This is a genomic window from Enterobacter cloacae complex sp. SHL018 (assembly GCF_049237905.1).
Taxonomy (GTDB): Bacteria; Pseudomonadota; Gammaproteobacteria; order Enterobacterales; family Enterobacteriaceae; genus Enterobacter; species Enterobacter hormaechei_C.
In genome coordinates this window covers 1,648,413-1,667,907 of sequence record NZ_JBMKJE010000001.1, presented here as the reverse complement: position 1 = coordinate 1,667,907, position 19,495 = coordinate 1,648,413, and the positions used below count along the sequence as shown (strand labels likewise).

Here is a 19,495-nt window from a genome sequence, read left to right as displayed (position 1 = left end):
CAAGGATTGATATGAAACTTTGGCTATCGGGTTTGGCTCTTCTGACGGTGGCGACCACCGCACAGGCTGAAAACTTCCGCATCGTGCAGTCTCCTGCGCAGAAGCTGGATATCTGGATCGACAACATTAAAGACAATACGCCGCAAAGCTGGTGTAAGGCGGACGTGGCGCTGCGTATCGTGGCGAACGGCAAGAAAGAGGTTTCGGTGCTGGAAAACTTCGTGCCGCGCCTTGGCTCGCTGCTGGAGCACCAGTGCAGCAAGCTGAATACCCTGAACTGGACGCTTAACGATCCGGAAGGCACGACGCTTGCCCGGGGCACAGCGGCTAAAGCGCAGGACTGGGCGCTGGTGGTGAAGCAGCAGGAAACGGCGGCGGCAACGACCCCCACCTCAGGCGCGCTGCTGCCGCCTGACCAGAATCCGGAGACGCACACCGTGGCGGCAGATCGTACGCCATGGCAGGAGTTCACCCTTCAGGACGGTTGCCACCTGCGCACCTTCTGGGAGGGCGGTTCCTCCGCGCCAGCGCTGTTTATTCCGGATTCCGACACCACCCGCTGCGGCAACGGCAGCTGGCTCAGCGGCCACTCCGTGGTGACGCAGAACCGTAACGGGACGCAGAAAGCGATTCCGGTCACCTACATTCACGGCTTCCCGGTGATGGGGCTGAACAACGCGGTCGATCCTGAAAAGGCGCTGATCACCTCCGTCAACAAAGAACGCATGGTCTTCAGCACCCCGAACAGCGACCAGAGCTGGATGATCCTGCCGTACGACAGCACCCTGAACGGCTGGAAGAGCAACGGCACGGTGGCGGTGGAAATCACCCGTGAGATCGCCAGCGACGACGCCAGACTCCAGGCGCGTATCGCAGAGGTGAAGAAGATCTGGAACGCATGGGTTGCACCGGGCGCGGAGCTGAACGTTGTTCTGATTGACACGCTGCGTCCGCAGCTGCGCGATCCGGCAGTGGGCGCCTGGCGCGCGGCGAATTAAGGAGGGGCTATGAATACGCTTTATCAACGTCTGGCGGGGGAGTCGATTAGCGACGCGCTGCTTCGCCTGGAAGCCGATATCAAAGCCCGTCCGGCGGATGCCGATCTGCGCGCTGCGTTTGTGCAGTTTCTGATCCTCAGCGGCAACTGGGCGCGCGCCCTGACCCAGCTGAAAAGCTGGCTGGCGCTGAAGCCGCAGGCAAAACCGACCGTAACGCTGCTGGAGCAGGCCATTCAGGGTGAACAGCAGCGTGCGCGCGTGTTCGCGGGAGAGGTACGACCGGCAATGCCCGAGGCGCAGTGGCCGTGGCTGACGACGTTAGCCCAGGCGCTGACCGAAAGCGCAGGGCAAGCGCAAACGCTGCGCCTGGCGGCACTCGAACAGGCCCCAGCAAGCCGCGGGCAGGTCACGCTGGAGAATGAAGAGAGCCACACCTTTGAATGGCTGATGGACGGCGATGCCCGTCTGGGGCCGGTGTGTGAAACCCTGGTCAATGGCCGTTATTTCTGGGTGCCGTTCTGCGCCATCGACGCGATCCGTTTTCAGGCTCCGGCCAGCGTGACCGATCTGGTGTGGCGTCATGCGCTGGTCCGCCTCACGGACGGCACCGAGCAGGTGTGTCAGATCCCGGCGCGTTATCCGTTTGCTGACGGGGCGCCAGACAGCGTTAAGCTGGGGCGCACCACCGAATGGCTCCCGCTGGACGATGACGGCGTCCTGTATGAAGGCATGGGACAGAAAGCCTGGCTGAGCGAGCAAAGCGAAAGCCCGCTGCTTACCCTGAGCCTGGTGACATTTACCTCGGATGGTGCGGATGAGTAATCCCGCAGGCGAAGGCGATCTGCTGCGCAGCGGCTGGCAGGCCCGCAGCAGGCAGGAGAAAGTGGGGGCGCGCGACAAAATGCAGCCTTCACTGCTGGATCGCCTGACGGATAACGATCCGGAAAAAAAACGCGAGTCCGCCAACAGCAATCTGATCACCCACGCCGCGCTGCGTCGTAACGTCCTGCGGGATTTACAGTGGTTGTTTAATACCATTAACCACGATGCCTCCAGCGATCTGAGCGGGCTGACGCAGGTGAGCCGTTCCGTCGTTAACTTTGGCGTGGCGCCGCTGGCGGGGAAAAGAATGTCCGATATTGAATGGCACGACATTCAGCGCAAGCTCACCGAAGCGATTATTAACTTTGAACCGCGGATCCTGCCGCAGGGGCTTCAGGTTCGCTGCGTGTCCGATACCTCCTCGTTAGATCTGCACAACGTTCTGTCTATCGAAATCAAAGGTCGCCTGTGGTGCGTGCCGTATCCGCTGGAATTTCTCTTTCGCACCGACGTCGATCTTGAGAACGGCCATTTTGAACTGAAGGATGCGGGGTAATTATGGAAAGCAAACTGCTCGAATATTACAACCGTGAACTGGCCTATCTGCGCGAGATGGGCGCAGAGTTCGCCGAGCGCTACCCGAAAGTGGCGGGGCGGCTCGGCATGCGCGGCATCGAAGTGGCGGACCCGTACATTGAGCGCCTGATGGAAGGTTTCGCCTTCCTGACCTCCCGCGTGCAGATGAAAATGGACGCCGAATTTCCGCGCTTTTCACAGCGTATGCTGGAGATGATTGCGCCAAATTATCTGGCGCCTACGCCGTCGATGGCGATCGCTGAAATTCAGCCCGACAGCAGCCGCGGCGACCTGAGCAAAGGCTTTATTGTGCCGCGCGGCACCATGATGGACAGCCTGGCGCTGAAAAAGACCGGCGTTACGTGCAGCTATACCACGGCGCACGAGGTGAACCTGCTGCCGTTAAAAATTGAGCGGATCGAGCTGGGCGGCGTTCCCGCCGATCTGCCGCTGGCCCAGCTCGGCCTGAGCCAGCGGGGGATCAGCAGCGCCTTACGGATCCGCATTGCCTGCGATGGCCCGCAGCATCTCGGGCACCTGGACTTTGACCGCCTGGAGTTCTTCTTAAGCGGCCCGGACATCGAGGCGCTGAAGCTGCTGGAGCTGGTGATGGAGCACCACGCGGGTATTGTCTGCCAGACGGTCAGCAAGCAGCCCCAGCGCCAGCTGCTGTCGTCTGACGCCCTGCGTCAGGAAGGCTTTAATGCGGACCAGGCGCTGCTCCCGGACGATCTGCGCAACTTCGACGGCTATCGCCTGTTGCAGGAGTACTTTGCGTTCCCGGCGCGTTTTCGTTTCATCAGCCTGAGCGGGCTGGGCAAGCTGATCCAGCGCTGCGAAGACGAAAAAGCGTTTGATATCTTCATTCTGCTCGACAAGAGCGACGATCAGCTGGAGCGCGTGGTGGATGCCAGCCACCTGGCGCTGCACTGCACGCCGGTGATCAACCTGTTCCCGAAAGTGGCGGCCCGGCAGAAGCTGAGCGAAAGCCAGCATGAATACCACCTGGTGGTGGATAACATCCGCCCGCTAGATTATGAAATTTATGCCGTGAAAAAAATTTATGCCAGCGCCGATGGTCAGCGGGACGACCAGACGTTTCGTCCTTTCTGGAGTACCTGGAGCGGAGACGCGGGCAACTACGGCGCCTATTTTTCCCTGCGCCGTGAGCAGCGCGTTCTCTCCGAACACGCGCTGCGCTATGGCACCCGCACGGGCTATATCGGCTCGGAGGTCTTCGTCTCGCTGGTGGATGCGCAGCACGCGCCGTGGCAGGAGAATTTGCGCTACATTTCCGCCGAGGTGCTGTGCACCAGCCGTGACCTGCCGCTGATGCTCCAGCAGGAGCTTGGGCAGTTTATTATGGCCGACTCCATGCCGGTGAAGGCGTTAACCCTGCGTAAAGGCCCGACGCCGCCGCGTCCGGCGCTGGCCGAAGGGTTCAGCACCTGGCGGCTCATTAGCCAGCTGCAAATGAACTACCTCAGCCTGATGGACAGCGAAAACGAAGAGGGCGCAGCCGCGCTGCGTCAGCTGTTAGGGCTATACGCCAACCTTGCCGAGACGCCGGTTGCCCGTCAGGTGGATGGCGTTCGTCACTGCGTGCTGGAGCCGGTGCACCGTCGCGTGCCTGAACCCGGCCCGGTGGTGTTCGCCCGCGGGATCGGCATCACCCTGACGGTGGACGAACGCGCCTTTTCCGGCGCCAGCCCATGGCTTTTCGGCAGCGTGCTGGAACGCCTTTTTGCCCGCCTGGTCTCCATCAACAGTTTTACGGAGTTCACACTCAAGAGCCAGCAGCGTGGTGAAATCGGCTACTGGGTGCCGCGCATGGGTAAAAGGGCGCTGGTATGAGTGAAGTTGCCCCTGCAACGCTGCGCGTGCATCGCCTGACGCCGCTGCCCGATGCGTTCTGGCGCGGAGTGCGCGAGACGCCGTGGCGCTACGATCTGTTCCAGCTGTTAAGACGCATTGATGCCCAGGGCGGTGAGCGTTACCCGCTGGGGCGCGCGCCGCTGCCGAAATTTGAGCCGCTGCGTATTGGTCAGCAGCCTTCAATGGGCTTTGCGCCGTCAACGGTTGCTGAGGTCCGGCAGCGGGAAGAGAACGGACTGCATGACGTTTCCATACTGAGCTTCGGCCTGTTTGGTCCTAACGGCCCGCTGCCGGTGCACATGACTGAGTATGCCCGCGAGCGTATTCATCATCATCAGGATCACAGCCTCAGCGCGTTTGCCGACCTCTTTCACCACCGCCTGACGCTGCTGTTCTACCGCGCCTGGGCGGACGCGCAGCCTGCCGTTTCACTGGATCGCAACGACAACAGGCGCTTCGAAGGGTATCTGGCATCGCTGATTGGCATGGGGCAGCCTGCCCAGATGTCGAAAGGCAGCCTGAGCGCGCACGCCCGCTTTACTCACGCCGGGCACCTGACCCGACACGGGCGGGACCCGGAAGGGCTGGAGAAAATCCTGCGCAACTATTTCAACGTGCCGGTCAGGCTGGTGGCCAACGTCCCGCAGTGGATGCCGCTCTCAACGCGGGAGCAGGCACAGCTGGGCGAGGGGCGGCGTATGCCGCGCATGGGAGAGTCCGCTTTTCTCGGCATTGCGGTACGCGACGTGCAGCATAAATTTCGGCTTGAGATTGGCCCGTTGAGCGCAGACGACTACAACCGTTTTCTGCCGGGCGAAGGGTGGGTGACCGAGCTGCGCGACTGGGTGCGACAGTACGCCGGGGTGGAATTTGAATGGGAAACACGGGTGATCCTGCGCGCCGATGCGGTGCAGGGCGCCACGCTCGGTAGCGCCGGGCGATTAGGGTACAACACCTGGCTCGGCCTTCAGCCTCAGCCTGTTCCGCGTGGCGATCTGGTGTATCGCGCAGAGCGATAATCCTTCCGTATACCGAATCATTGTTAATGGAAACTAACATGTCAGAAATTAGCCGTGCCGTGCTTTTCGGCAAACTGGATACGCTGTTATTTACCTCTCTGGAAAGCGCGACTGCCTTCTGTAAGCTGCGCGGCAACCCGTACGTTGAGCTGGTGCACTGGCTGCATCAGCTGATGCAGCAGCAGGATGGCGATCTGCAACAGGTCATTCGTCACTTCGCCCTTGATGAACAGCAGCTGACGCGCGATATCGTGGCGGCGCTGGATGCCCTGCCGCGTGGCGCGAGTTCCGTGTCTGATCTTTCCGAGCATATCGACAGCGCCGTCGAGCGCGCCTGGGTCTACGGCTCGCTGAAGTTTGGCGTCAGCCGCATCCGCGGCGGCCATTTGCTGATCGGCATACTGAAAACGTGGAATCTGGCTAACGTGCTGAAAAGCATTTCGGCGCAGTTCACCCGTCTTAACGTCGAGGTGCTGATCGAGCAGTTCGACGCCATTTGCGCCAGCAGCAAAGAGAGCCAGCAGGCCGCCGCCGCTGCGGACGCGCTTGCTGGGGCCGTACCGGCTGCGCAGGGCACGCTGGCGCAGTATGGTCAGGATCTGACGGCGCGCGCCCGGGAAGGGAAAATCGACCCGGTGGTGGGGCGCGATGAAGAGATCCGCCAGATGGTCGATATTCTGATGCGTCGTCGCCAGAACAACCCCCTGCTGACCGGGGAAGCCGGCGTCGGGAAAACGGCGGTGGTGGAAGGGCTTGCGCTGCGTATCGCTGACGGCGACGTGCCGGAGCCGCTGCAAAACGTTCAGCTGTGGCTGCTGGATATCGGCATGCTTCAGGCCGGCGCGGGCATGAAAGGGGAATTTGAGGCGCGCCTCCAGGCGCTGATTAACGAGGTGCAGTCCAGCGCCACGCCAATTATTCTGTTTATCGATGAGATCCACACTCTGATTGGCGCTGGCGGTCAGCAGGGCACCGGCGATGCCGCTAACCTGCTCAAACCTGCCCTGGCGCGCGGGCAACTGCGCACCATCGGCGCGACCACCTGGGCGGAATACAAAAAATACATTGAGAAAGATCCGGCGCTGACCCGCCGTTTCCAGACCGTACAGGTTCACGAGCCGGACGAAGCCAAAGCCGTGCTGATGCTGCGCAGCACCGTGTCGCCGCTGGAAACCCATCATCAGGTTTTACTCCTCGACGAAGCGGTCAGCGCGGCGGTGAAACTGTCGCATCGCTATATTCCTGCGCGTCAGCTGCCGGATAAAGCGGTGGCGCTGCTGGACACCGCCTGCGCGCGCGTGGCCGTCAGCCAGAGCGCGCCGCCTGCCCAGCTGGAAGACTGTCTGCGTCACCTGGCGGCCCTGGACGTGGAGCTGGAGATTGCTGAACGCGAAGTGCGCGTGGGGGCGGGCGATCCGGCGCGTGTGGCGGCCTTAACCGCCGAACGTGACGCGTTCGAAACCCAGCGCGAAGCTCTGGCCCGTCGCTGGGAAGAAGAGCGCACGCGGGTGCAGGAGATTATCCGTCTGCGTGCCGCGCTGTTTGCGGCGGGTGATGAGGATACGGCTGAACTGCGCGGCCAGCTGGCAGAACAGCAGCAGGCGCTGAAGACCTTACAGGGTGACGAACCGCTGCTGTTTGCCGCGGTGGATGAGAACGTGGTGGCTGCGGTGGTCTCAGACTGGACCGGGATCCCGCTGGGCCGGATGGTGAAAAATGAGATTGACGCGGTGCTGAACCTGGCCGACACGCTGAACCAGCGGGTTATTGGTCAGCGTCACGGTCTGGATCTGATTGCCCGTCGGGTAAAAACCTCGCGGGCGAAGCTTGACGATCCGAACAAACCGGTCGGCGTATTCATGCTCTGCGGGCCATCCGGCGTGGGTAAAACTGAAACCGCGCTGGCGCTGGCGGAGTCGCTTTACGGCGGCGAGCAGAACGTTATTACCATCAACATGAGTGAATTCCAGGAAGCGCACACCGTTTCGACGTTAAAAGGTGCGCCTCCGGGCTATGTGGGCTATGGTGAAGGCGGCGTCTTAACCGAGGCCGTGCGCCGCCGTCCCTACAGCGTGGTGCTGCTGGATGAAATTGAAAAAGCGCACCCGGACGTGCACGAGATCTTCTTCCAGGTCTTCGACAAGGGCTGGATGGAGGACGGCGAAGGGCGTCACATTGATTTCCGTAACACCATTATTATTCTGACCTCTAACGTCGGCACCGACCTGATCGCAGCCATGTGCGCCGACCCGGAACTGATGCCGGAGCCTGACGCGTTAAGCGGCGCCCTGCGCCAGCCGCTGCTGGAGGTGTTCCCGCCTGCGCTGCTGGGCCGCCTGCTGGTGGTGCCGTATTACCCGCTGAGCGACGAGATGCTGGGGCAGATTGTGCGTCTTCAGCTCAGGCGCATTCAGCGTCGTCTGGAAGAGAATCACAACATTATTTCTGAATTTGACGACAGCGTGGTCGAACAGATTGTTCAGCGCTGTACCGAGGTTGAGTCGGGCGGGCGTATGGTGGATGCGATTCTGACCAATACGTTGCTGCCTCAGATGAGCCAGATTTTACTTACCGCCAGCCGCAGCGACGAGCAGTACCGACGTCTGCATGTCACCTGCGAGCAGGGCGAGTTCCACTGTCAGTTTGCCGCGTAATAATCATCAAGAGAACTGTAAAAGATGACGGATAATGATAACAATCGGACTGTCCCAAACGCGCTCCCGGTCGGGTACCGTTTCAATGAGTTTGAGATAAAAGAGGTGATTGGCGGCGGCGGATTCGGCATCGTCTATCGCGCCTGGGATCACCAGCTCGAACGCACTATCGCTATCAAAGAATTTATGCCTTCCTCCCTCGCCGTGCGCGGCGAGGATATGACGCTGGTGCTGCGCAGCGAGCGCTTCGGCAAAGCGTTTTCTGCCGGTCTGAACAGCTTCATCCAGGAAGCCCGCCTGCTGGCGCGCTTTAACCACCCGAACCTGCTGCACGTACTGCGTTTCTGGGTGCAAAACGACACGGCCTATATGGGGACGCTGTTTTACAGCGGTACCACGCTGTCGCGTCTGCGCGAAGAGAAACCGGAGCTGATTAACGAGGCGTGGATCCGCCGCATGCTGCCAATGCTCTTCGGCGCCATCAAAACGATCCACGACGAGGGTTATCTACACCGCGACATCTCGCTGGATAACATTCAGATTCAGGATAACGGCCTGCCGGTGCTGCTCGATTTCGGATCGGCGCGCCGCACCATCGGTAATCTCTCGGATGAGACGGAAACCATGCTGCGTCCGGGCTTCGCGCCTATCGAGCAGTATACCGACGACAATGAAAGCGAGCAGGGGCCGTGGACGGATATCTACGCGCTCGGCGCCGTATTGCGCACCCTCATCGTGGGCTCTCCGCCACCGGTCAGCGTGGTGCGCTCGATTCAGGACACCTGCAAACCGCTGGTGGAGCTGATGCCGCAGGGGTATTCCATCCCGTTGCTACAGGCCATCGACAAGGCGCTGGCGCTGCATATGGAAGACCGTCCGCAATCCATTGAGGAGTTCGCGGCGCTGATCGAGATGCCCGTCGCCGGTATCGACGAGGTGCTGACCGCGAAGAAGACCGGCACGATGCTGGTGCCGGTGGAAGAGGAGACATCTGCTTCCGCGCTGGACTGGCGACGTTACAAGCTTCCGGGGCTGGTGGCTGCGGGCGTGCTGGTTGGGGTGGTTGCCGGTGCGATGCTGTTCGGCGGCGACAGTCAGGAAACGCCAGAGCAGACGGCGCAAACGCCTGCCGTGAGCCCTCCGGCTGAGACCTCCGCCCAGGCGGAAACCAGACCGGCAACGGCAGACGTGAGCGAGCCGGTTGCGCCACCTGCTTCGGCGCAGCAGAGTGCGCCGCCTGTCGACGCCAGCCCGGTCGCGTTGGTCTACATTCGCATGCTTGATGGCGAGACGCTGAAGGTGAACGGCGAGTCTAAAGCGCTGCGTCCGGGGAATAACGGTTACGCATCGCTGAAATTGCCTGCGGGCGAGACCCGCATTGAACTGGAAGGCAATGGAAGAACGCGTACCCAGACGCTGGATATTGCGAAGCCAGGCACCTGGCTGGTGAATCCGTAAGCCTGCGGGTAACAGGACGGAGCGAATGTATAACATCAAGTTTGTCTATCTGTTCCACGAGAACGTCTCGCCAGCGCTGTTTGCGAAAATAATCCGCCCGTCCGTTGCCGGACAGTGGATTATGTCGGTTCCCGACCATTCGCTGCGCTCGCTCTTCACGCGCTACGATCTGCTGCGCACGATCACCGGTGCGAATCCTTATCAGTCCGGGCGCGATACCCGCACGCTGATCGCGCAGGATTTAGAGATGGGCAGAGTGGTTGCCATTGACGAAAGTTTTCGTGACTGGTCATCAGTAACGGAAATTTTTTATATCAATGCCAAAGGGCAACTCCAGGCTGCCTCGCTGGTCGGCCTGGGCTGGTATCCGGTGAGTATGATTGTCGACCGCTACGAAACCATGGTGAGAACGTACGGATCTCGCCCTGCGCCAACGGTACTGCCAAAACAGGTGGTGAAATCTAAAACGGCACAGGTGCCGGATGAACCTACTCCGGGCAAGGACGGTAAAACCTATGCCGGGCAGCTTCAGAAGATGACCAAAGCAGAGCGCTGGCAGGCGCGTAAAGATCTGATTGCGAAGGGGAGTAATAGCCTTTATCCGGATGCCCAGATCGCCGCGAAGCGTCTGGCGGCGAATAATATCGCGGTGGAAAAAGCGAAGCTTGCGGAAAATATTTATAAGACCGTGAACCCGCTGGAAACCACACCGGGCGTGCCGGAGGGGTGGACGGATATCAGTAATGACGATGCGCTGTTAGGAAAGTTCGGGCTGAACAAATCAATGCTCTTTGACGATGATACGTCCCCCAATTTTCTGGCGCGCGTCTATCAACCGAAGCCGGAAGTGTTTGGTACAGATATGAACCCCACACTGGTATTCAGGGGATCGCGCGAGCCTGGTTTCGCCTCTCTGTCTGAGAATGTCTCCTCTTTACTGACCAAAGGGGAGCTGGCGCCGGTGGTAAACGGGGCTGACTGGTCGAATAACTTCTCACAGGGCATGGGTATGGCTTCAGATTATTATAAAAAGGCCGTGAGTATTGGTAAGGAGCTGGCAAGGTCAGGCCAGAATATTGATATTGCCGGTCATTCCCTTGGCGGTGGCCTCGCCTCTGCAACCTCTATGGGCAGCGGGAAAGCGGGGTGGACGTTCAACGCCGCCGGCCTGAATGCCGGAACCGTAGAAAAATACGGCGGTAAGATATTAGGCAGTACGGATAATATCCAGGCGTATCGGGTTGAAGGTGAACTGCTGACGAAGATTCAGGAAGTTAACCCCTGGGAAGATCTGAAAACGATGAAAGGGCATGTCCCTTCGTGGATCCTCAAAGAGGAAATCTCTGCGCTGAGCCCTAATGCTGCCGGAATACCCCACGATCTTCCCGGTGGAACCGGAAGCGCGCTGGACCGCCACGGGATTAATCAGGCGATTGATTGCATAGAGCAACAGAAGGACGAGGATATTTCGATAATCGGGAGTCGATTGTGAAAAAACGGTTGATGGCTTTTGTCGCGTTATGTTTTTTATTCATGATTCAGGGGTGTAAGCAGGATATGGACCTTAATCCACAGGACTACTTCAGCGGTCAGCAGCTTGAACTGGCGAAAGCGATTGAAGAAGGTGATGTCGACGCGGTGAAGACGCTTGCACCAGAAAGCGATCTTAATAAACCGGGAAAGCAGGATATGACCCTGCTTTTTTGGGCCATCGGCAACGCGATTAATGATAAAAAAACATCGCCCCATTTAAAGGTGATTACATTGCTTGTTAAGGCCGGCGCAGATCCGCTCCAGCCTCGACCGCAGGGAAAAAGCAGCCCTGCCGAATTTGCCCTGAAGGGGGACAGCGCGGATTGGATCGATGCGATGCTGGACGGTGGCCTCTCACCCAACGTGAAAGATAAGGTCTTCCACGAACCGATCGTCTTCCAGTCGCTTAAAGCGAAAAACACAGAGACTCTGGAAGCCATGCTCGATCGCGGAGCTGACGTCAATGCAACCAATTCACTGGGTAAAACGCTGGTGTTTGATGCGCTGGATAACCAGGCTTACGAGCATGTCTTGTTACTGCTCGATCGTGGAGCGGACCCGTCAGTTAAGGCTAAAAATGGCTGGTCAATGAGTAATGCGCTTGCGGACGCGCTGAGTGGACTTGATAGAGGCAGCGAGCAATACGAGAAGTTAAATGAAATAAAAGAGAAACTTATTCAGAAAGGGGGCGTGTGGCCACCTGCGCCGGTTAAGTGATTGCTCAACTTTCATGAAAGCCAGAGATAAGGTCTTTTCCGGAGTTTCCATTAGCCTGCACTCTTTGGATTTATAAAAACGAAAGTTCGTACCTCCAGACAAATCAACCCAGCATTGCATCAATCCAAAACCACCTCGTCGAAATTAGCTTTACGTTCATAAACGTTCCCAGCATAAACCATTACGGAATAAAGATTATGCTCAACCGAATTACCGTCCAGCTCCCGGTTGAGGGGCTGCTTTTCTGGAAACTCTCCGGCCGTGAGGCGATGTCCGAGTCGTTCGCGCTGACGCTGACCCTGCTTGGTACGGACGCGCGCATTGACCGCAGCAAGCTGCTGGGCCAGCCGGTCACGGTGACCATCCCCACGCAGAACCTGCTCACCCCCCGCTATATCAACGGCAAGGTGACGCGCGTGGCGGTGAGCGCCGTGGAGCTGACGGGCACCCGCTACGCGGTGTACCAGCTGACGGTGGAGCCGGACCTGTGGCCGATGAAGCGCGACCGTAACCTGCGTATCTTCCAGGGCCAGACGGTACCGCAGATTGTCAAAACCCTGCTGGGTGAGCATCAGGTTAACCTCGAAGACAAACTTACCGGCAGCTACCGGGTGTGGGACTACTGCGTGCAGTATCAGGAATCGAGCCTGGACTTCATCAGCCGCCTGATGGAGCTGGAGGGGATTGCGTACTACTTCAGCCACGAGGCCGACAAGCATACCCTGGTACTGACCGACGCCGCGACCCAGCACCAGCCGTTCAGCGGCTATGAAGTCATTCCTTACCACCAGACGCCGTCCGGCGGCAGTACGGATGAAGAGGGCATCAGTCAGTGGGCACTGGAGGACAGCGTGACGCCGGGGATATACAGCCTCGACGACTATGACTTCCGCAAGCCGAACGCGTGGCTGTTCCAGGCGCAGCAGAACCCGGCGTCCCCGAAGCCGGGCAGCATCGACGTGTACGACTGGCCGGGCCGCTTTGTGGAGACAGGCCATGCGGAGTTCTACGCCCGAATCCGTCAGGAGCGCTGGCAGGTGGAGCATCAGCAGATTCAGGCGACGGCCACGGCGGCGGGCATTGCGCCGGGCCACATCTTTACCCTGTCCAACGCGCCGTTCTTCAGTGACAACGGGGAGTATCTGGTGACGGCGGCGGGTTACCACTTCGAGGAGAACCGCTACGCGAGCGGTGAGGGGGAAACCATTCACCGCACCGATTTCACCGTTATCCCGGCGTCGGTGTCCTACCGTCCGGCGCAGAGCACGGCGTGGCCGCGCACCTACGGCCCGCAGACGGCGAAAGTCGTGGGACCGCAGGGGGAGAGTATCTGGACGGACAAATATGGCCGCGTGAAGGTGAAGTTCCACTGGGACCGCCTGGCGAAGGGCGATGACACCAGCTCCTGCTGGGTGCGCGTGTCGAGCGCCTGGGCGGGCCAGGGCTACGGCGGGGTGCAAATCCCGCGCGTCGGCGATGAGGTGGTGGTGGACTTTATCAACGGCGACCCGGACCGTCCGATTATCACCGGCCGCGTATACAACGAAGCAAGCATGCCGCCGTGGGCGCTGCCGGCTGCCGCGACGCAGATGGGCTTTATGAGCCGCACGAAAGACGGTTCAGTCGACAATGCCAACGCCCTGCGCTTTGAGGACAAGGCGGGCGCGGAACAGGTGTGGATCCAGGCCGAGCGGAATCTGGACACCAGCGTCAAGAATGATGAAACGCACAGCGTTGGCGGCGCACGCAGCCATTACGTGAAGAAAAATGAGCTGCATCGCGTGGAGGCTAATCAGATCCAGGCCGTGAAAGGCGGAACCGAGATCCTGACGGGTAAAGGCAAGCTGGATGCGGCGGTAGAGCAGTATGTTATTGCTTCCGGGACGAAGCTGCGGCTGGTCTCGGGCGAGAGTGCTATTGAGCTTAACGCTAACGGCAAAATTAACCTGATCGGCAAAGAGTTCAACTTCTTCGTTGAAGGGGACGGCTATATCACCACGGGCGGCAAGCTGCACCTGAATACGTCGGGCACCAAGCCGGGCACAACGGCGCCGGGATCGGGGCATAAAGGGGATATTGATGCGGCGGTGCAGGAGAAATTTACGCCCCCGGAAGAGTAACCGCTTTCTGTCTGCCGCCGGGTTGTCCGTGGCGGCACGTAAAACCCTTTAGCAATTTTAGACGCGAGTTCACCGATGAAATACACCCTCCAGGAAGGTTCCTTTACCCTTTTTCCTGCCGCCTGGCAGGACAACAGCATGAACATTATTCGCGATGACGAAAGCGGGCTGTCCGTGGTGGTCAGCCGCGGCGTTATCCCGGATGGCAGCGACTACGAACAAGAGTTTCACCGCCAGTGGGACGTGCTGCGTCATCAGATGGGTGAGATCGCCCAGAGCGAATTTCAGCACGTAAAAGCCGGGCCTGCCGGCAACATTGATGGGGTAGAAGTTGAGACCACCTTTGACCGTAACGGCCAGCGCCTGTGGCAAAAACAGCTGGCCGTGCAGACGCCAGGCAAACCGGTACTGATGATTTTTACCCTCTCGGCCTTAAAAGCCTTTACGGAAGAGGACGAGGCGCGCTGGAGCGCACTGAAGCAGAGTCTGACGCTAAACGACAACCGGAATGTGTAAGGCATGAGCGATAACAACGCGGCCCGTAAGGGCGACGAGATTATTCACTCCAGCATTTTTGCTGATATTACCAGCATTGTGGCGGAAGGTGCCGCCTATGCGGTGATTGGCGCGGCGGTGGGCGCAGCAGCGACCGTCGCGGCCCCACTGCTGGGAGCCGGGGCCGCAGCGGCAGGCGTGGCGGCGATTGGATCCAGCTGTCTGTTGAGCGGCATTATCGGCGGGGTTCTGGCGAACGTCGCCGGGATCACCGACGATATCAGCAACGCCGCTGAAGGGCTGGGTAACGCGCTTTTCCCGCCGTCGCCCGCGGGGAAAATCACCACCGGTTCGAGCAACGTTCTGACAAATAAACTTCCCGCTGCACGCGCAGCCGGGACGTTAACGCCTGCCGATACCCCGTCCCCTGAGCCGCAGTCGCCTGGCAGCTTTGCCGACTACGCGGGCATGCTGCTCTCCGCTGCCGGACAGTTCGGCAGCGAGATGTGGCAGCCCAGCGTCGCCTCTGCCGCCGCTGGGACCTCGCCGCTGGAAGAAGACAAGGTGGCGTGTGATAAACACTCCGGGCCGCAGTATCTGGCGGAAGGCTCGAAAAGCGTCTTCATCAACGGACAGCCTGCGGTGCGCGCAAAAGATCGCACCACCTGCGAGGGCACCGTTTCCGACGACGTATCCCCGAACGTGATCATCGGCGGCGACACGCTCACGGTCCGCGATATCAAAAGCGGTAAAACGCCGGGTCTGGCGCTGGGGATGATTGCGCTCTCCCTGCTGCGCGGGCGGCCAGGCAAGATCCTGAAAAACATGCCCTGCGCGCTGGCTGCTGCCGGTGGCGGGATGCTGGCTGATATGGCCGTCAACGCCGTGTTCGGCTCCTCGCACCCGGTTCATGCCGCTACCGGCGTGAAGGTGCTGAATGACGACGACGAACTCGATTTCTCGCTGCCGGGGCGCTTTCCACTGCGCTGGCAGCGCAGCTACAACAGCCTGACCACCCGCGAAGGGCTGTTTGGTCTGGGCTGGGCTACCACCTTTGACAGCTATCTGACGCTGGAAGAAAACAACGCCACCTGGTTCGATGAAACCGGGCGCGAGCTGAGCTTTGAACTGCCGCCGGTCGACCGCGCGTTTTACAGCATCAGCGAAGGCATCATTATCCGCCGCAATGAGAGCGGCGACGTGGCGATAGCTGACGATGACGGCGCGGTGTGGCGTCTGTATAAACCGACCCGCGCTAACCCCTCCATCCTGCGCCTGGCCTCCCTCAGCGACGAGTACGGCAACGCGTTGCTGACGGAATGGGATGAGCACGGGCGGCTGGTCGGTCTGCACGATGAGCCGCGAGCGATCGATGTCACCCTGCGCTATGACGATGAACGTTTCCCGCAGCGCGTTACCGCTGCCAGCCATTTTGACGGCAACCAGACATGGCCGCTGATGCAGTGGGGGTACGACGCGCGCGGCCAGCTGGCCAGCGCAACGGATGCCTCCGGCGTGGTAACCCGTGAATACCGTTATAACGATGATGGCCTGATGGTCTGGCACCGTCTGCCGGGCGGGCTGGAGAGCGAATACCGCTGGCAAAAATTCGACCACTGGCGCGTGGTGGAAAATCGCACCAGCACCGGCGACGGCTGTCGCTTTACCTACGATTTAGCCGCCGGGCTGACGACCGTCGATCACTACGACGGTCAGACGCGAAAGCATTACTGGAACGCGCAAAACCTGATTGTTCGCTACGTTGACGAGCGCGGTGAGAACTGGCGCTACGAGTGGGATGACAACGAACTCCTCACGCGTCGCATCGATCCGCTGGGTAATGCCGTTACCTTCGTCTATGACGAGATGGGCAACCGGGTGCAGGAGATCGACGCCGACGGCAATACCCGCACCACCACCTGGCTGGAGCACCGTGCGCTTCCGGCGTCCATCATCGAAGCCGACGGTAGCGCCACCCGGTTCCTGTATGACGAACATCACGGGCTGAAACGCGTGGTGGATCCGATGGGGCAGACCACGCTGCTGCGTCGGGACGAGTTTGGTCAGGTGGTTGAAGAAGTTGATGCCGCCGGGAACAGCCGCTACCAGGAGTACAACGAAGCCGGGCAGATGGTGCGTGCGACGGACTGTTCGGGCCGTGTAACACAATACCGTTATCATCCGCTGGGCTGGCTGGTGGCTGAGATAAGCGCCGACGGCGAAGAGACGCGTTACCGCTACGACGCCGCGGGGCGTCCGGTGCAGCTCGACCGACCAGAAGGTTGGACCGAGTCGCTCAAATGGAACGAACGTGGTCTGCCGGTGAAGCATGCGGGCGCCGACGGGAAAGAGAGCGAGTTCAGATACGACGAGGCAGGGCGCTTAACCGCCACCCGTAATACGCAGGGTGAAGAGGTGCACCGCCGCTGGGACAGCCGCGGGCGTCTGATTGCCCTGGAAAACGAAAACGGCGAAGCGTATCTGTTCCGCTGGGGTGCGGACTCGCTACTGCTGGAAGAGGTAGGGCTTGATGGCGTGGCCTCGCAGTATCGCTACGATGCCTGCGGGCGTACGATAGCGCGCACCTTTGCCGCCGGTCATCCGGAGGCCATCACCCACGCTTTCGCCTGGAGCGCGAGCGGCCAGTTGGTCGCCCGCACCACGCCGGAAGGGCAGACCCGCTACCACTACACCCCGTCCGGCCTTCTGAGTCGGATTGGGCTGCATCCCGCGCTTTCAGCCGATGCCTGGAGCGCCGAGGCAGAGCAGGAGCTGGTGTTTGAGTATGACGCGCTCGGACGCGTCACGCGCGAAACGGGCGATCACGGGGAGCTGGCGTGGGAGTATGATGCGCTGGGCAACCGCACCTCTGTCACGCTGCCCGATGGCCGGGAGCTGAAGCAGTTTTACTACGGTAGCGGACATTTGCTCAGCATTGCCCTTGATAAGCTGTCGGTCTCCGACTTTACCCGCGACGAACTTCACCGTGAAACCAGCCGCACCCAGGGGCTGCTGACCACCCGCAGCGAATACGATCGTCTTGGACGACTGCATCGCCGGGACGTCTTTACCGGCAATGCCCAGCGCCCGTCGCCGCGCCGATGGTCCCGCCGCTGGGATTACGACTATCGCAATAATCTGGTCCGCGAAGAGCGGGACGATAACCCGTTCAGCTGGTACCGCTGGCAGTACGACAGCGCCGGACGTCTGCTGGTTCAGGACGGCACGCTGCCCGGCCAGGAGCAGTGGCGCTGGGATGCAGCCGGTAACCCGCTTGAAGGCTCGGCTGAGAAGGTCACTCACAACCGCCTGACGCAGCTGAACGGCATTCGCTGGCGCTATGACATCCACGGCCGCACCGTGGAGAAGGATAACGGTCAGACCCGCTGGCACTACCGCTACGACGGCGAGCACCGCCTGACGGAGGTCATCAGCCAGCCGCGGGACCGCAACAGGCCGCAGACGCAGGTCAGCTTCCGCTATGACCCGCTCGGGCGACGCATCAGCAAAACGCGCCGCCAGATGCTGTTTGGGCAGCCGACCGGCAAGCCGGTCACCACCCGGTTTGTCTGGGAAGGGTTCCGGCTGTTGCAGGAAGTGCTCGGGGATGTGCCGCTGACCTACGTCTACAGCGATCAGGACAGCTACGATCCGCTGGCGCGTATTGACGGCGTTGATGCCCCGGAGATCTTCTGGTTCCACTGCCAGCCCAACGGCACGCCGGAGCGGATGACGGATATCGAAGGGCAGGTACGCTGGGAAGGGGTGAACAGCGCCTGGGGCAAGCTGCTACGGGAAAGCGAGACGAAGGTATCAGGATATTCTCAGAACCTGCGCATGCAGGGGCAATACCTGGATCGTGAGACAGGGCTGCACTACAATCTGTTCCGGTATTACGACCCGGACTGCGGACGATTTACGCAGCAGGACCCGATAGGGCTGGCGGGGGGGATAAACCTTTACCAGTATGCGCCGAATGCGCTGGGTTGGGTGGATCCGTGGGGGTTGACTCCTAAAACATTAATTCACTACACGACTGAAGAAGGGATGAAAGGTATCACGGAAAGTGGTGTAATAAGACCTTCATCAGGAGATATACACGCCCGTTTCGGGGATGGACAATACTTCACTAATATCAGACCTGAAATGATTGGCGGACGAACACTCAAAGATGTTGGAGGAACTGGAAAAATGTCTCTGGGTCAATTAGCAGCTGATATATATGGTGATGCGAGGAAATTAAAAGGTATAAGCCATTTTGTCGAAATAGATGTTACTGGCTTAGATGTAATTGAACCCCGGAAAAATACATTTTTGATCTTAAACACAAAAGATCTTGATGTCTCTAAAAGAATTGTTAAAAGTGGGAGGAGTTGTGGTTGAGGTGAAAAAATATTATAAAGGAAGTGTTGATTTTATTGCAGGTGAAGGGACTATTCTCAATGAGTTCATAGGAGAGGTAGCCACGCGACAAATAAATATTATAGATGGTAATTATTATGCTTCTTCCTCTTTGCTAGATAAAAATGAAAAAGTTGGCTTCCTGCTGTATGATGGTAAGAAAAGCGACCTGGACTTAAGTGACGCCGAAGAAATTTCGAATGAGGAATTTGAAGTTTTCTGGCAAACATCAACGAGTTCATTGCAAGAAAAAAAGCGAATAAAATACTTGTTTGGAGATGCTGTGGAACCTTTGAAAAAATCCACAGTTATTGCTCATATTGTGAATAATAAAGGGAAGTGGGGTAAAGGTTTTGTTCTGTCCCTTTCAAATAAATATCCTGCGGCAAAAAAAAGCTATCTTAGTAGCTTCAAAGAAAATAACTTCCCAGAATTAGGGATGGTTGATTTTGTTATGGTTGATGCTCAGGAGAAGATATTTATTGCTAATATGTATGCGCAGGATGGTATAAAGAAAAATATCAACGACAAAAAACAATACGTTTGTTATGACTCTCTGGAAGTTTGTCTTGAAAAATTATCTGACTTTGCTTTAGTGAATCGCCTTTCTGTACAAATGCCAAGGATAGGAGCTGGCCTCGGTGGTGGTGATTGGAATGTCATAGAGTCATTAATACTAAAAAATATTTGCTATAAAATGATTGATTGCAATGTAATAACTTTATAATTTTAAATAAAAATTTAACCATATATTATGGTATTTCTGGCGGTTTCTTAGGCAAGGTTTTTTATTTAAAAGGGCAAGAGCTTAAGTATGATAATATCTA

General features: G+C 58.7%; 13 protein-coding genes. All 13 read left to right on the top strand.

Annotated elements, in window-relative coordinates; translation table 11 throughout:
* The first annotated feature begins 11 nt into the window (after positions 1-11).
* The 13 genes from ACOTY5_RS08065 to ACOTY5_RS08005 all read left to right on the top strand — a co-directional run bounded on the left by ACOTY5_RS08065 (position 12) and on the right by ACOTY5_RS08005 (position 19,395).
* Entirely contained in the window at positions 12-998 is a 987-nt protein-coding gene (locus ACOTY5_RS08065) for a hypothetical protein (RefSeq protein ID WP_045142095.1), read from the top strand.
* Positions 999-1,007: 9 nt separating this feature from the next.
* Entirely contained in the window at positions 1,008-1,820 is an 813-nt protein-coding gene (locus ACOTY5_RS08060; protein WP_045142094.1) for a type VI secretion system accessory protein TagJ, read from the top strand.
* On the top strand, positions 1,813-2,376 hold the full coding sequence (tssE, locus tag ACOTY5_RS08055; protein WP_015570336.1) for a type VI secretion system baseplate subunit TssE: 564 nt from the start codon (positions 1,813-1,815) through the stop codon (positions 2,374-2,376). Before ACOTY5_RS08060 ends, tssE begins: the two co-directional genes overlap by 8 nt.
* Positions 2,377-2,378: 2 nt before the next feature.
* Positions 2,379-4,250, top strand: a complete 1,872-nt coding sequence (gene tssF, locus ACOTY5_RS08050; RefSeq protein ID WP_017384293.1) for a type VI secretion system baseplate subunit TssF — start codon at positions 2,379-2,381, stop codon at positions 4,248-4,250.
* Positions 4,247-5,290, top strand: a complete 1,044-nt coding sequence (tssG, locus tag ACOTY5_RS08045; protein WP_032653904.1) for a type VI secretion system baseplate subunit TssG — start codon at positions 4,247-4,249, stop codon at positions 5,288-5,290. The genes tssF and tssG overlap by 4 nt, the downstream gene beginning before the upstream one ends.
* Positions 5,291-5,328: 38 nt before the next feature.
* Positions 5,329-7,944 (top strand): type VI secretion system ATPase TssH, encoded by a 2,616-nt coding sequence (gene tssH, locus ACOTY5_RS08040; protein WP_045142093.1) that lies wholly within the window; start codon positions 5,329-5,331, stop codon positions 7,942-7,944.
* Between the two features lie 24 nt (positions 7,945-7,968).
* On the top strand, positions 7,969-9,402 hold the full coding sequence (locus ACOTY5_RS08035; RefSeq protein ID WP_045142092.1) for a serine/threonine protein kinase: 1,434 nt from the start codon (positions 7,969-7,971) through the stop codon (positions 9,400-9,402).
* Between the two features lie 25 nt (positions 9,403-9,427).
* A complete protein-coding gene (locus ACOTY5_RS08030) occupies positions 9,428-10,894 on the top strand; it encodes a hypothetical protein (protein ID WP_045142091.1) in 1,467 nt (488 codons plus the stop codon).
* Positions 10,891-11,652 carry an ankyrin repeat domain-containing protein gene (locus ACOTY5_RS08025; RefSeq protein WP_023303867.1) on the top strand — a complete coding sequence of 254 codons (762 nt, stop codon included), beginning with the start codon at positions 10,891-10,893 and terminating at the stop codon, positions 11,650-11,652. The genes ACOTY5_RS08030 and ACOTY5_RS08025 overlap by 4 nt, the downstream gene beginning before the upstream one ends.
* A gap of 197 nt (positions 11,653-11,849) precedes the next feature.
* Positions 11,850-13,772: a type VI secretion system Vgr family protein gene (locus tag ACOTY5_RS08020; protein WP_045142090.1), complete on the top strand. Its 1,923-nt coding sequence runs from the start codon at positions 11,850-11,852 to the stop codon at positions 13,770-13,772.
* Between the two features lie 75 nt (positions 13,773-13,847).
* The gene (locus tag ACOTY5_RS08015) at positions 13,848-14,288 is read left to right on the top strand and encodes a DcrB-related protein (protein WP_045142089.1); all 441 of its coding nucleotides are present in this window, start codon (positions 13,848-13,850) and stop codon (positions 14,286-14,288) included.
* A gap of 3 nt (positions 14,289-14,291) precedes the next feature.
* Positions 14,292-18,650, top strand: a complete 4,359-nt coding sequence (locus tag ACOTY5_RS08010; protein ID WP_072044153.1) for an RHS repeat-associated core domain-containing protein — start codon at positions 14,292-14,294, stop codon at positions 18,648-18,650.
* Positions 18,607-19,395: a macro domain-containing protein gene (locus ACOTY5_RS08005; RefSeq protein ID WP_052683444.1), complete on the top strand. Its 789-nt coding sequence runs from the start codon at positions 18,607-18,609 to the stop codon at positions 19,393-19,395. The genes ACOTY5_RS08010 and ACOTY5_RS08005 overlap by 44 nt, the downstream gene beginning before the upstream one ends.
* The last annotated feature ends 100 nt before the right edge of the window (positions 19,396-19,495 follow it).

What these genes read in the sequence shown, in the direction of transcription:
- ACOTY5_RS08035 (WP_045142092.1), top strand. Translation starts at nt 7,969, where the DNA reads ATGACGGATAATGATAACAATCGGACTGTCCCAAACGCGCTCCCGGTC.
- ACOTY5_RS08005 (WP_052683444.1), top strand. Translation starts at nt 18,607, where the DNA reads ATGTCTCTAAAAGAATTGTTAAAAGTGGGAGGAGTTGTGGTTGAGGTG.
- tssF (WP_017384293.1), top strand. Translation starts at nt 2,379, where the DNA reads ATGGAAAGCAAACTGCTCGAATATTACAACCGTGAACTGGCCTATCTG.
- tssH (WP_045142093.1), top strand. Translation starts at nt 5,329, where the DNA reads ATGTCAGAAATTAGCCGTGCCGTGCTTTTCGGCAAACTGGATACGCTG.
- ACOTY5_RS08030 (WP_045142091.1), top strand. Translation starts at nt 9,428, where the DNA reads ATGTATAACATCAAGTTTGTCTATCTGTTCCACGAGAACGTCTCGCCA.
- ACOTY5_RS08020 (WP_045142090.1), top strand. Translation starts at nt 11,850, where the DNA reads ATGCTCAACCGAATTACCGTCCAGCTCCCGGTTGAGGGGCTGCTTTTC.
- ACOTY5_RS08065 (WP_045142095.1), top strand. Translation starts at nt 12, where the DNA reads ATGAAACTTTGGCTATCGGGTTTGGCTCTTCTGACGGTGGCGACCACC.
- ACOTY5_RS08015 (WP_045142089.1), top strand. Translation starts at nt 13,848, where the DNA reads ATGAAATACACCCTCCAGGAAGGTTCCTTTACCCTTTTTCCTGCCGCC.
- ACOTY5_RS08010 (WP_072044153.1), top strand. Translation starts at nt 14,292, where the DNA reads ATGAGCGATAACAACGCGGCCCGTAAGGGCGACGAGATTATTCACTCC.
- ACOTY5_RS08060 (WP_045142094.1), top strand. Translation starts at nt 1,008, where the DNA reads ATGAATACGCTTTATCAACGTCTGGCGGGGGAGTCGATTAGCGACGCG.
- tssG (WP_032653904.1), top strand. Translation starts at nt 4,247, where the DNA reads ATGAGTGAAGTTGCCCCTGCAACGCTGCGCGTGCATCGCCTGACGCCG.
- tssE (WP_015570336.1), top strand. Translation starts at nt 1,813, where the DNA reads ATGAGTAATCCCGCAGGCGAAGGCGATCTGCTGCGCAGCGGCTGGCAG.